Below are 13,998 nucleotides of genomic sequence, written 5' to 3'. Positions count from 1 at the left end.
TGAATGGAATTTCAAAAGGGCTTTCATACTTGAAAGACCTTATTTTACTAGTCGGGGCGAGAAGATTCGAACTTCCGACCCCACGCCCCCCAGACGTGTACTCTAACCTGGCTGAGCTACGCCCCGAATAGAATAACAAATATAGTTTATGAAAATCATCCGACAAAAAGTTTGTTGAAAGAGATTAATTGTGCGTGGAATAGTAAAAGATCGATTACATTAAAGAAATAATTCCTTATAACTGCGCTGTGAATTATAAGGATTTCTGGATGCTTATTCTCTGAATCAAGAATGTTCTTTTCATCAATCATAAACAACAATATCTTAATTAAACTAATAGAGTTTCTTTTTTATTTATATAGCTTTATATGCATAAAAGAATGATGTTGATATGTATTAAAAAAATATTAGTGATTTGAAGCGATTGGGTAATTATACCTATTGATAGATAGTTTATTAATATGCATTTTTGCTTCGTTGAAAAGGTTGTTGGGTTTTCGTTTGATGGCTTTTGTCATTTTAAAACTTGCTCTTTATATGTTGTACAATATTTCTAGCGATTTTTTGACAAAAATTGAAAAAAACAACTGATTGTGATTAATAATCTGGAAAACAGATTGATATAAGAATTGATTTTTAGCTCGGTTTGATATTCAAACGTTTACGCTAGAAAGTGCTGTTTTTAAACAGTTTCTTATCTACAATGAAAGTATTTATATTCGTCCATCAATATTGAAATAATTCTTTAAAGAGAGTTGGGTTTTAAATAAACACTTTATCATTTGTTGTAAATGATGAAATACTCAATTAAAAGAATAAGGATTAAGAAGAAGTGAATAGCAATTGAAGTATTTATAGAAATTCCTTGAGATTTTCTTAGCAAATTACTTGAAAATAAATATAAAGATGAAGGTATCTGAAAAGTTAGATCTCTTAAAGAAAAAAAGAGAAGAAGTTAAAATGATGGGCGGGGAAGCTCGTGTTGCTAAGCAACATGACAAAGGAAAGCTTTCTGCACGAGAGAGAATAGACTTGCTTTTTGATGAGGGAAGTTTTAGAGAATTGGATATGTTTGTGGAACACCGTTGTACAAACTTTGGCTTCGAAAATACTGAAATTCCAGCGGATGGAGTTATTATCGGTCATGGTTTGGTAAATGGAAGAACAGTATTTGCTTACTCTCAGGATTTTACTTCACGAGGAGGATCTTTAGGTGAAATGCATGCTGCAAAAATCTGTAAGGTTATGGATTTAGCAGTTAGCGCTGGAGCCCCAGTTGTAGGTCTTAATGATTCAGGTGGAGCCCGTGTAGAAGAAGGTGTTGATGCATTAAAAGGTTACGGTGAAATTTTCATGCGTAACTCGAGAGCTTCAGGGGTAATTCCACAGATTTCTGCAATTATGGGCCCTTGTGCTGGTGGTGCAGTATATTCTCCTGCTATGACTGACTTTGTTTACATGGTTAAGAAGCAGAGTCACATGTTTATTACGTCTCCTTACGTAATTAAAACTGTTACGGGTGAAGAAACTACTTTTGAAGAACTTGGTGGAGCTATGGCTCACAATGCTAAAAGTGGTAATGCACACTTCGCTTGCGATACTGATGAAGAAACAATTGAAGCAATTCGCGATTTGTTGAGCTACTTACCAAATAACAACTTAGAGGAAACTCCACAGTTGGCAATGGGTGACGATCCACAACGTGTTTGTGAAGAATTGGATACTATGATTCCTGATGATGCAAAAACACCTTACGATATGAAGGCTGTTATTGAATCAGTTCTTGATCAGGGAGAATTCTATGAAGTGCACGAGCACTATGCAGAGAATGCAATTATCGGGTTCGGTCGTTTAGATAACCAATCAGTTGGTATCATCGCAAATCAGCCGTTAATTCAGGCAGGTTGTTTGGATATCGATGCATCTGATAAGATTTCTCGCTTCGTTCGTACTTGTGATGCTTTCAATATTCCAATGGTGACATTTGTAGACGTTCCTGGATACCTTCCTGGGGTTCAGCAAGAGCTAGGTGGTATTATCCGTCACGGTGCAAAACTACTATGGAGTTATGCTGAGGCTACTGTACCTAAGTTTACTGTTGTAACACGTAAGGATTACGGTGGAGCTTACTTAGCAATGTGTTCTAAGCCATTAGGAGCTGATATGGTATTTGCTTGGCCAACTGCTGAAATTGCGGTAATGGGTGCTAAGGGTGCTGTAGAGGTAATCTCTTCTTACAAAAAGGAAATTGCTGCTGCTGACGATAAGCAAGCTAAGACTGATGAGAAGATTAAGGAATATGAAGATGCATTTAATGTTCCTTACCTGGCAGCTCAGCGTGGATACATTGATGATGTAATTCTTCCTAGCGAAACTCGTGCTCGTTTGATTGATGCATTGAATGCCATGAAGACTAAAGCAGAGGTGTTGCCAGCTAAGAAACACGGAAATATTCCATTGTAAGAAGGTTTTTAAAAAAGTTAATTATTAATACCAAATAATTATGACACGAGAAGAGAAGATTAAAAAAGCAGTGGCTATAGCAGTTGCTCACTACGTTGAGCAAGAAAAAGCTGAAGCATTAAAAGTTGAAGGTTCAACGAATGGTTCTTGGTCGCGTACTGGCATTAAAATGATGATGACCAAACGTAAGGTAGTACAACTTCGTGGTCGAAGCCTGCGAAGTGCATAATTTATTTTCCTGATGCATTAGGAGAAGTATTAATTCAAAAAAAGATAAAAAGATGATATTCGATAAACACGGGGTTTTGCAAATGACCCAAGTTAATTATGACAGCGATCGTCCGAAAGCTGAAAATCCAATTAAAATCAATGACGTAAGTTTACGTGATGGTCACCAGTCGCTATTTGCTACTCGCGGTCGTACAGAAGATATGTTGCCTGTTGCAGAGATGATTGATGATGCAGGTTACAATGCTGTTGAAACCTGGGGGGGAGCTACTTTTGATACTATGCACCGTTTCTTGGGTGAAGATCCATGGGAGCGTTTAAGAGTGTTGAAAAAGCATATGCCTAAGACTCCATTCTCAATGCTTCTTCGCGGACAGAATGTGGTAGGATACCGTAACTATGCTGATGATGTAGTAAAAGCTTTCGTGCAGCGTTCTATCGATAACGGTATGGATATCTTCCGTTGTTTCGATGCTTTGAACGACTTCAGAAACTTCGAAACTGCAGCTAAGGTTATCAAGGATAACAAGAAGCACTTGCAAGGTGTTGTATGTTATACTTTGAATCAGCCTCGTTTGGGTGGTGAAGTATACAATATGGAATACTACATCAACAAAGTAAAAGATCTTATTGAGTTTGGTGTTGATTCTGTTTGTATCAAGGATATGGCCGGTTTGGTTGCTCCTTATGATATTTACAACTTGGTACGTGAAATCAAGAAATTCACTGATACGCCAATTAACTTGCACACTCACTTTACTTCAGGTATGGGTGACTTGGCTATATTCAAAGCAATTGAAGCAGGTGTAGATATCGTTGATACTTGTATCGGACCTTACGCTTACCGTACTTCTCACGCAGCTGTTGAGCCATTGATCATGTCATTGTTAGGTACAAACCGTGATTCAGGAATGGACATTAACAAGATTAATGCGATTGCTGAGGAGATGGAGAAATACATCCCTAAATATAAGCACTTAGATAACAACCCTAAGTATGCTACAACTGATATCAACGTATTGTTGCACCAAACTCCAGGTGGAATGCTTTCTAACTTGGTGAACCAGTTGAAAGCTATGGATGCATTGGATAAACTTCCTGAAGTATTCCGTTTGCTTCCTAAAGTACGTAAGCAACTTGGTAACATTCCATTGGTTACTCCTACATCTCAGATTGTTGGTGTACAGACTGTAAACAATGTGTTGTTCGATTCTTACGAAGGAGAATATGCACAGATTACAAAAGAGGTAAAAGACCTTTGTTACGGATTGTATGGTAAAACTACTCATCCAATTGATCCTGAAGTTCAGAAGAAAGCATTGAAGGATTATCCAAGAGGTGAGCAGCCTATTACTGAGCGCCCAGGATCTATTCTTGAGCCGGAAATGGAAGGTGTTAAGGAAGAGTTTGGTGATCTTGCAAAAGATATCGATGACGAAGTATTGTGCGCACTTTACCCAGTAACTGGTAAGCGTTTCTTGAAATGGAAGTATGGTATGGAAGAAGTTCCAGCTGATGTAAAAGCTAAAACCATGGCTGAAGTTGAGAAAGAGCAAGAGTTGATTAGAAAAGCACTTTCTGGTGAATTGACTTCGAAAGGAAAAGGTACTGGTCGTGAATTGGAAGTTACTGTTGATGGCGAAACATTCACCGTAGAGATCAATGATCCAAACGGTCCTGCTGCACCTCAATTCAAAGGTCGTAAGAAGAAAGAATCTGCCGCTGACGAAGCTGCTACAGGTAGCGTTGTTGCTCCAATCCCAGGTATGATTGTTGAGTGCAAAGTTAAAGTTGGCGATGAAGTTAAAGTAGGAGATACACTAGTAGTACTTGAAGCTATGAAGATGATGAATAATCTTGATGCTAAAGCAGAAGGTATTGTAAAAGAAATTAAATGTGACTCTGGTGATTCTGTTGCTAAAGGTGATTTGCTTTTAGTAGTAGAGCCAAAAGCCTAATGACTATTTAATTATTGAGTTTTTATGGCCCCCTGAAGATATTCAGGGGGTATTTTTTTGCCCATTTGTAATCTTTTCATTTGTTACTTTAAAGTTTTATTATGAGCCATTTGAAGAGAAGCCTGCAAATAACTATTACTGATTAATGATGGGTGTTGTTATGTGTTTTCAGATTGGGAAAATCGGGCAATTAAAATCATTAGATAAAATTGATTTGGTGATTTAATCTTTCTATTGATGAATACAGTTAATTATCTGGATATTTTGTAGATTTGTTTTTCCAAATATTATTTAGAAACAGAATAGTTAAACATACATGGAATTTAAATCGATGAACCTAAACGAAAATGCACCTGTTGTCCCTGAAGGTGATGTAGAAAAAGTTAAATGTTTAATCGTTGGTTCGGGACCAGCTGGTTATACTGCTGCAATTTATGCTGCTAGAGCAAATTTAAATCCTGTTGTGATTGAAGGTCTTCAACCAGGTGGTCAGTTGACGACTACTACTGAAGTGGATAATTTCCCTGGTTATCCACAAGGAGTTACAGGACCCGATATGATGGCAGATTTGAAAAAGCAAGCAGAGCGATTTGGTACAGATTGTCGTTGGGGTTTAGTAACAGCTGTTGACTTTTCAGTATATCCGCACAAAGTTGTGGTTGATGAGAAAAAGGTGATTGAAGCAGAATCGGTTATTTTGGCAACCGGAGCAACTGCAAAATATCTTGGTTTCCCAACAGAAGAAAAATATATGGGTTCTGGTGTTTCGGCATGTGCTACCTGTGATGGTTTTTTCTACAGAGGAAAAGATGTAGCTGTTGTGGGTGGTGGAGATACTGCTGCTGAGGAGGCTACCTATCTTGCTGGATTGTGTAATAAGGTATATTTAATTGTTCGTAAGCCTTATTTAAGAGCTTCTAAAGCAATGCAAGATCGTGTTTTTAAAACAGAGAATATCGAAGTTTTATTTGAGCACAATACCAAAGAATTATATGGCGATGGAGTTGTAGAAGGAGCGAAGCTTATTAAGAGAATGGGAGAGGCTGATGAAACAGAAGTGGATATCAAAATTGATGGATTCTTTGTTGCTATTGGTCACACTCCAAACTCGAAAGTATTTGCTGATTACCTAAAGACTGATGATCAAGGATATGTAATTACTGAACCAGATACAACCAAAACAAATGTTCCTGGTGTATTTGCTTCAGGTGATTTAAAAGATCCTCATTATCGTCAGGCAATTACATCAGCAGGATCGGGATGTATGGCTGCTATGGATGCTGAGAGATTTTTAGCCGAAAGAGAATAAGTTTATTTTGATTATATAGAAAAGCCCGGCTTGCCAAAGTTGGGCTTTTTTAATATCTCCCGTTTTTAATTTTGGCAAGGCTTCTCCTCGTTCGAGGGAATGGTAGTCATTCGTTAGTGGCTACGATAGTCTTTCGTAGGAGTTCACGATTACTCCTCGTACGAGCTTACGAGACCCCTCGTAAGAGTTTACGATGCCCTTGGTTTATGGAGATACCTGACAGACTTATTGACGTACAATTAAAATGGAGCTTTTAAACTAATGAATGGGAAGTGTTTTTATTCATAGAGATAAAAAAAACGACATCCTTTCGAATGTCGTTTTAATATCATAGTAATAGTAAGTAGGATTATTGCTTGAATACATCGGCAAATTTATCCTTACTATATTTTCCTTCTTTAAGTTTCTTGGCAACTTCCTTAAATGCATTAACAGTGTACTCAACATCTTCAAGAGAGTGCATTGCAGTAGGAATCAAACGAAGTAATAACTGTCCTTTTGGAATTACTGGGTAAACTACGATAGAACAGAAAATGTTATAATTTTCTCTTAAGTCCATAGTAACCTGAGTTCCTTCAGCTACACTACCAGAAAGATAAACTGGAGTTACAGGAGATTCAGTTACACCAATATCTAAACCAGCTTCTTTTAAACCAGTTTGAAGAGTATTTGCAACAGACCAAAGCTTTTCGCGAAGTTCTGGCATTGTTCTCAACATTTCCAAACGCTTCAATGAACCTTCAACGATAGGCATTGGAAGAGATTTAGCAAAAATTTGAGATCTCATAGTATATCTTAGGTAAGTACCAACCTCTTCATCACATGCGATGAATGCACCGATACCAGCCATAGCTTTAGCAAAAGTACTAAAGTGAAGGTCAACCTTGTCTTCAACACCGAAGTGTTCGATAGCACCAGCACCGTTTTTACCCATTACACCAAAACCATGAGCATCATCAACCAATAAGCGGAAGTTGAAATCATCTTTCAGAGCACAGATTTCATCCAATTTACCAAGGTCACCTGCCATACCGAATACACCTTCAGTAATTACAAGGATACCGCCACCTGTTTTTTCAGTCCATTTGGTAGCTCTTTCCAACTCCTTGCGAAGGTTATCCATATCGTTATGTGGATAAACGAAACGTTTACCAGGGTGAAGTCTAAGACCATCCATGATACAAGCGTGAGATTCAGAATCGTAAACAATTACATCATGACGACCAACAAGAGCATCGATAATAGAGACCATACCTTGATAACCGAAATTCAAAAGAAAAGCATCTGGTTTTCCTACGAATTCAGCAAGTTTTGATTCTAATTCTTCGTGGAGGCTAGTTTGTCCCGACATCATACGAGCACCCATTGGGTATGCTAATCCCCATTTTTCAGCTGCTTCTGCGTCAGCTTTTCTAACTTCTGGGTGATTTGCCAAACCAATATAATTGTTCAAACTCCATGTTAACACCTCTTTCCCACGAAACTTCATTCTTGAGTTAATTTCACCTTCCAACTTAGGAAAAGCAAAATATCCATGAGCTTGTTTTGCGTATTGCCCGATATTCCCTTTTTGGGTTTTAATTTTGTCAAAAATATCCACGATTTATGCTTTTTTGAGTTATTTTCTTTGTAACTGTGCAAAAGTAATCTTTTTTGGGTTCAAAGCAATAAATTATAAAGATTTGTATAATATACACGAGAAAGTGTGCTATATTTCATATGAAAACTTTATCTTTGCAAAATGCAAAAAAATATAGTAGCAAGGCCTATGAGAAAAATTGTCTTACTGTTCGTGCTTTTCGCCTTCGTTTTAGGAGGATGTAGCGAGTATCAAAAATTGCTGAAAAGTTCCGACAACTCTCTGAAATACAAAAAAGCTGTTGAGTATTATAGTACGGAAGATTATGCCAAAGCAGCCACTTTGTTTGAAGAATTGCTTCCTATCTACAGAGGAACAAGTAAAGCAGAAACCATAAGTTATTACATTGCATATTGCTCTTATGGGCAAGGTGATGATATTGGTGCTGGGTATTTTTTTAGAAACTTTTTGAAGACATTTCCTGATAGTCCATATTCTGAGGAATGTTTATTTATGAGTGCATACTGTTACTATAGGGAATCACCAAAACCGAGATTGGATCAGACATCAACGCAGGATGCTATAGATGCATTTCAGTTGTACATTAACCGATATCCAAACTCAACTAGAATTCCGAAGTGTAACAAGTACATTGATGAGATGCAGGATAAATTGGTTTATAAATCTTATTTAAGTGCAAGAAATTATTACGATAGAGAGAAGTATCCTTCGGCAATTATTGCACTTCAAAATAGCCTTAAAGATTATCCTGGTTCGTCGCACAGAGAAGATTTGATGTTTATGCTTTTGGAATCGAAGCATCAGTTAGCTTTTAAGAGTATACCTTCTAAACAACGAGAAAGATATAATAACGCAAAAGAGGAATACTATTCTTTTGTTGATGAATACCCTGAAAGTAAGCACATGAAACGTGCTGAAAAAATGCTAGAGGATATCGAAGCATATTTAAGTAAGTTTGATATAAATAATTAAAATAGATTTAATTCTTACACAGTATGGATTACAAAAAAACAAATGCAGCAAGTTCTACAGTTACTCGCAACATGAACGAATTGAGCAAAGAAGTGGGTAATGTTTACGAATCTGTAATGATCATGGCAAAAAGATCAAACCAGATTGCTGTTGAGCTGAAAAGTGAGCTGAATAAGAAATTGCAAGAGTTTGCTTCTTATACAGATAACTTGGAAGAGGTATTTGAAAACCGTGAGCAAATTGAAATCTCAAAATACTATGAGAGATTGCCAAAACCTACATTGATTGCGGTTGAGGAATTCATTAATGGAGAAATCTATTATAGAAATCCTTCTAAAGAACAAAAATCAGAAGACTAATTAGTAAATAATGGTCAAGTTCCCTTTTGAATAAAGAGGGAACTTTTTATTTTTTAGAAATAGTTTATGTTAAAGGATAAGAATATAATTTTAGGTATTACTGCAAGTATTGCAGCATATAAAGCAGCCTCTCTGGTTCGCTTACTAGTTAAGGAAGGTGCTAATGTTAAAGTTATCATGACTCCATACGCGAAAGAGTTCATTTCACCAGTAACCATGGCTACATTATCTAAGAATACGGTATTGTCTGATTTTTTTAAGCATGATGATGGTTCTTGGAATAGTCATGTTGACCTAGGGATTTGGGCTGATGTGATGATTATTGCACCAACAACTGCAAATACAATGGCAAAAATGGCGCACGGTATTTGTGATAACTTGCTTCTTACAACTTACTTGTCTGCAAAATGTCCTGTTGTTCATGCTCCAGCTATGGATTTGGATATGTTTAAGCATCCTGCAACATTGCGCAATATGGATATTCTTAGATCATATGGCGATGCATTTATTGAGCCTTCGAGTGGAGAGTTAGCAAGTGGGTTGTATGGAAAAGGAAGAATGGAAGAACCTGAAATTATAGCTCAGAAATTAAGCGAATTTCTGGAGGATAAAAAAAAAAGCTAAGTGATAAAAAGATACTAATCACTACTGGGCCTACTTACGAGAAAATTGATCCAGTTAGGTTTATCGGTAATTTTTCATCAGGAAAAATGGGTTTTGCCATTGCCGAAGAACTAGCTGAAAATGGTGCAAATGTTGTTTTGGTGAGTGGGCCAACTGCTTTGAAAGCGAAGCATCCAAATATCAATAGAATTGATGTTGTAACTGCAGAAGAGATGTATCAGGCCTCTGTCGATAATTATCCCGATTGTAATGGTGGGATTATGACGGCAGCAGTAGCCGATTTTACTCCTTTAAATCCCGAAGATAGGAAAGTAAAACGTGGAAAAGAGAACTATTCTATCGAATTAACACCTACCAAAGATATTGCAGCATCTTTAGGAAAAATAAAAACTAAAGATCAATTTCTAGTTGGCTTTGCACTAGAGACCAACAATGAAGAATTTAATGCGAAATTAAAGCTGGAAAAGAAGAATCTGGATTTCATTGTGCTCAATTCTTTGAATGATTCAGGAGCAGGTTTTCAGCATGATACCAATAAAATTTCGATTATCGACAATGAAGGTTCAGCCAAAAAATTCGAATTAAAACCTAAGACAGAAGTTGCAAAAGATATTGTAGAAGAATTAATTCAGTTTTATGAGAAATAAGTTGGCATCTGTTTCGTTATAATTTTTAACTTTAGCTGTGAACGTTTGATTTATTATTATGCGCAAATTCTTTCTAGTATTATTTATAACATTGTTCTCAATTCCTTTGTTTTCCCAAGAGTTCAAATGCAATGTTCAAGTGGTTAGTCAGAAAATTCAAGGTACCAATAAGCAAGTATTTAGAACCATGCAAACTGCCATTAACGAGTTTATGAATGCTCGCAGATGGACAAACCATGTGTACAGTTACGATGAAAGAATTGAGTGTACTTTCATGTTCAATCTGACGGAACAAATTTCAGCAGATGAATTTCGTGGAAGTCTGCAAGTTCAGGCAAGCAGACCAGTTTATAATTCCTCTTATAATACGGTGATGCTAAATTTTAAAGACGATGATATTCAGTTTAAATATGTTGAATATCAAGCATTGGACTTTAATGAAACGGTAACTCCATCAGAATTAACGGGGCTTTTGGCTTACTACGCTTACCTTATATTAGGTTTAGATTACGATACTTTTGCAATGGATGGAGGAGCTCCATATTTTGCTAAAGCAGAGACCATAGTAAGTAAAATGCAGAATTCGAATACTACTGGTTGGAAAGCATATGAAAGTCGGGATAACAGATATTGGTTAATCGAAAATATTCTTAACAATGCATATAGTCCGGTTCGTGAGTGTTTGTACCGATATCACAGGTTGGGATTGGATAGAATGTCTGATCATTTGACAGAGGCCAGAGCTGAAATTGCCGAAAGTTTAAGATTGTTACAGAAAGCCTATCGAGCGAAACCTGGTGCTTTTATTCTAACCATATTTTTTGATGCCAAAGCTGACGAACTCGTAAATATCTTTAGTGAATCGTTTACCGATGAGAAAAAAAGAGTCTATAATATTCTTAGTGAAATAGATCCGGCAAATATCAAAAAGTACAAAAAAATTATAGGACAAAAATAGGCGAGGATTTTAATTTGGTTTTTCTCTAATCCTTATTTTTGCGGCAAATAATAATTTCAGTTTGAGACTATGCTTCAATCAATATCTATACAAAACTATGCTTTAATTAATCAGCTGGAAATCAATTTTTCAGATGGTTTTTCTGTAATAACAGGAGAAACGGGATCTGGTAAATCTATTTTACTAGGAGCTTTATCTTTGGTATTAGGTCAGAGATCCGAAGGGAATGTTCTGAAGGATAAAGAGAAGAAGTGTATTATTGAATGTTCATTTTCTATTGAAAAGTACAATTTGCATGAGTTTTTTGAAAAAAATGAATTGGATTACGAAAAAGAGGCCATTGTTCGTCGTGAGATTTTGCCTAGTGGGAAAACACGAGCTTTCGTAAATGATACTCCTGTTAACTTGAAGACATTAAAAGAACTCGGAGTGTGTTTGATAGATATACATAGCCAAAACCAAAATCTTGTTTTAGGAAGTTTCGAATATCAAGTGGGTATTGTTGATACTTATGCTCAGAATGATGCTTTACTTGCAAAATATCAGCTATCCTTTAAGAAATATCAAGAACTAAGGAAAGAGTTAAAAAATCAGGAAGAAATTGCTGCAAAGGAAAAGGCTGATTTGGATTATTTCCAGTTTCAATTGGAGCAGCTTAACGAAGCCAATCTGATTGAAGGGGAACAGAAGGAGATGGAAGAGGAGTTAGAAACTCTAAATCATGCCGAGGAAATTAAATCCGGACTGTATCAGGCATATGGATTTTTGTCAGAAGGCGAATCATCTGTAATTTCTCAAATAAAGGAAGCCAGAAGTGCAATTTCTAAAATTCAAGGAGTATTTACTGATGCAGATTCTTATTTTAAACGTTTGGATAGTTCTTTGATTGAATTGCAAGATCTGTCTCAAGAGTTGGACAGAAGTAATGAATTGGTGGAATTCGATAATGGAAAAATCGACTTTTTGAACCAACGATTGGATACAATTTATTCGTTACAACAGAAGCATCGTGTGGATTCAGTAGAAGAGTTGATTCAAATTCGAGAAGAGCTAGAAGGAAAAGTTGGGAAAATTGAATCGAGCGATGAGTTAATTGAAGATTTGAAGGAACAATTAACAGATCAAAAAATAAAATTGCAGAAAGCGGCTGATACTCTATCTAATAGCAGAAGGAAAGCGATTCCTAAAATAGAGAAAACCATTGTTAACCAGCTTGTATTACTTGGAATTCCTAATGCTAATTTTAAAGTGCAAATTACCAATAGTGAAGAATTTCAACAATTGGGAGCCGATAAACTAACCTTTTTGTTTAGTGCCAATAAGAATGGTAGTTTGGAAGAAGTACAACGAGTTGCTTCAGGTGGTGAACTGTCTCGATTAATGTTGAGTATTAAATACTTAATCTCTTCCTCAACAGCTTTGCCTTCTATTGTTTTTGACGAAATTGATACAGGTGTGTCTGGCGAAATTGCTGACAAAATGGGTTCAATGATGAATCAAATGGCTGAAAATATTCAGGTAATAAGCATCACACACCTGCCTCAAATAGCTGGTAAAGGAAAATATCATTACAAGGTATATAAAACCGATGATGAGCGCGAAACCTATTCAAATATCGTACTTCTGGATAAACAAAACCGAGTAGAAGAGCTAGCTAAAATGCTAAGTGGAACAGATCTTACAAAAGCCGCATTGGAAAATGCTAAAGTGTTATTAGATAGCTAGATATTCAATTGAAATTTCAATTAAAGAATTTATTCAGTCTTAATTAATAGGCTTGTTTAGAATCATTATAAGAATTAATGGTTATCTTTACAGCCTGAAAATTGAAAATTTCAAGTTATGTCGTATAATTTATTAAAAGGAAAAAAGGGGATTATTTTCGGGGCATTGAATGAAATGTCGATTGCCTGGAAAGTTGCAGAATTAGCTGTGGAAGAAGGTGCAGAAATCGTCTTGACCAACACACCTGTATCAATTCGTATGGGAACCATAGATGAATTGGCTAAAAAATGCAATGCAGAGGTAATTCCTGCCGATGCAACCAACCCTAAGGATTTGGATGAATTGTTTACCAAATCAATGGAAGTGTTGGGTGGAAAAGTGGATTTCGTTTTACATTCTATCGGTATGTCTCCAAATGTTCGTAAGGGATTCTCTTATGATAATTTAAATTATGAATATCTTAAGAAAACTTTAGATGTTTCAGCAACATCTTTCCATAAAGTATTGCAATCAGCTAAAAAGTTAGATGCAATTAACGAATGGGGATCAGTAGTTGCTCTTTCATACGCAGCAGCGCAAAGAACCATGTATGAGTATAACGATATGGCAGATGCAAAAGCAATGCTAGAATCAATTGCTCGTAGTTTCGGTTATATTTATGGTCGCGAAAAACGCGTTCGTGTGAATACGATTTCTCAATCACCAACAGTTACCACCGCGGGTAGTGGTGTTAAAGGGTTCGATTCATTGATTGATTTCTCTGAAAGAATGTCGCCACTTGGTAATGCAGATGCTCAAGAGTGTGCTAACTTCTGCATTACTTTGTTCTCTGATTTGACAAAGAAAGTAACCATGCAGAATCTGTTTCATGATGGTGGTTTTTCCAGTATGGGGATGAGTTATAGAGCGATGAGCCAATACAACAAGAGTTTTAAAACTTGTGATGATTGTGAGTAACAAGAATATTATAATTGTTTTAAAATCCGGGTTGTAAAGCTCGGATTTTTTTTTGCTTACATGGTGAATTATATAGATTGATTAGATTTTTAAAATCTAGTGATAATATGTACATTTGCCTTTAATTTTCTGAAGCTTGATAAAGTTTAGAGAAAATACTGTTTTGATAGCCCAATAATAGATTGAAGCCGTTGCTAA

12 protein-coding genes and 1 tRNA gene are annotated in these 13,998 nt (G+C 36.3%); 11 read left to right on the top strand and 2 right to left on the bottom strand.

The genetic code is table 11. The features are described from left to right. Positions 1-51: 51 nt before the first annotated feature. Positions 52-126: transfer RNA gene (locus M0051_RS08210), tRNA-Pro, on the bottom strand. 780 nt (positions 127-906) lie between these two features. Between M0051_RS08210 and M0051_RS08205 the strand changes: the two genes are divergently transcribed. The 4 genes from M0051_RS08205 (at position 907) to trxB (ending at position 5,958) form a co-directional block, all read left to right on the top strand. After that, positions 907-2,463, top strand: coding sequence for an acyl-CoA carboxylase subunit beta (locus M0051_RS08205; RefSeq protein ID WP_306741047.1), 1,557 nt, complete (start codon positions 907-909; stop codon positions 2,461-2,463). 40 nt (positions 2,464-2,503) lie between these two features. Next, a complete protein-coding gene (locus M0051_RS08200) occupies positions 2,504-2,692 on the top strand; it encodes a hypothetical protein (protein ID WP_306741046.1) in 189 nt (62 codons plus the stop codon). Positions 2,693-2,774: 82 nt separating this feature from the next. Then, the gene (locus M0051_RS08195; RefSeq protein WP_306741045.1) at positions 2,775-4,649 is read left to right on the top strand and encodes a pyruvate carboxylase subunit B; all 1,875 of its coding nucleotides are present in this window, start codon (positions 2,775-2,777) and stop codon (positions 4,647-4,649) included. A gap of 316 nt (positions 4,650-4,965) precedes the next feature. Next, positions 4,966-5,958: a thioredoxin-disulfide reductase gene (gene trxB, locus M0051_RS08190; RefSeq protein ID WP_306741044.1), complete on the top strand. Its 993-nt coding sequence runs from the start codon at positions 4,966-4,968 to the stop codon at positions 5,956-5,958. 349 nt (positions 5,959-6,307) lie between these two features. Here the strand turns inward: trxB and M0051_RS08185 are convergent, their stop codons facing one another. Then, positions 6,308-7,558, bottom strand: coding sequence for an aminotransferase class I/II-fold pyridoxal phosphate-dependent enzyme (locus tag M0051_RS08185; RefSeq protein WP_306741043.1), 1,251 nt, complete (start codon positions 7,556-7,558; stop codon positions 6,308-6,310). 168 nt (positions 7,559-7,726) lie between these two features. On the opposite strand from M0051_RS08185, the gene M0051_RS08180 reads away from it, so the two are divergent. The 7 genes from M0051_RS08180 (at position 7,727) to M0051_RS08150 (ending at position 13,800) form a co-directional block, all read left to right on the top strand. After that, on the top strand, positions 7,727-8,530 hold the full coding sequence (locus tag M0051_RS08180; protein WP_306741042.1) for an outer membrane protein assembly factor BamD: 804 nt from the start codon (positions 7,727-7,729) through the stop codon (positions 8,528-8,530). A 23-nt stretch (positions 8,531-8,553) separates the two neighbouring features. Beyond that, entirely contained in the window at positions 8,554-8,889 is a 336-nt protein-coding gene (locus M0051_RS08175) for a DNA-directed RNA polymerase subunit omega (protein ID WP_054721395.1), read from the top strand. Positions 8,890-8,955: 66 nt separating this feature from the next. Next, positions 8,956-9,513 (top strand): flavoprotein, encoded by a 558-nt coding sequence (locus M0051_RS08170; RefSeq protein WP_306741041.1) that lies wholly within the window; start codon positions 8,956-8,958, stop codon positions 9,511-9,513. Positions 9,514-9,524: 11 nt separating this feature from the next. Further along, entirely contained in the window at positions 9,525-10,160 is a 636-nt protein-coding gene (locus M0051_RS08165; RefSeq protein ID WP_306741142.1) for a phosphopantothenoylcysteine decarboxylase, read from the top strand. A 58-nt stretch (positions 10,161-10,218) separates the two neighbouring features. Continuing rightward, positions 10,219-11,118 carry a DUF4835 family protein gene (locus M0051_RS08160; protein WP_306741040.1) on the top strand — a complete coding sequence of 300 codons (900 nt, stop codon included), beginning with the start codon at positions 10,219-10,221 and terminating at the stop codon, positions 11,116-11,118. Between the two features lie 69 nt (positions 11,119-11,187). Then, a complete protein-coding gene (gene recN, locus M0051_RS08155) occupies positions 11,188-12,843 on the top strand; it encodes a DNA repair protein RecN (RefSeq protein WP_306741039.1) in 1,656 nt (551 codons plus the stop codon). A gap of 117 nt (positions 12,844-12,960) precedes the next feature. Then, a complete protein-coding gene (locus tag M0051_RS08150; RefSeq protein WP_306741038.1) occupies positions 12,961-13,800 on the top strand; it encodes an enoyl-ACP reductase in 840 nt (279 codons plus the stop codon). Positions 13,801-13,998 lie beyond the last annotated feature (198 nt).

The organism is Marinifilum sp. D714, from assembly GCF_030851345.1.
Classification (GTDB): Bacteria; Bacteroidota; Bacteroidia; order Bacteroidales; family Marinifilaceae; genus Marinifilum.
Note: the sequence above shows the minus strand (reverse complement) of the source record. Positions and strands in the feature narration are given on the sequence as shown.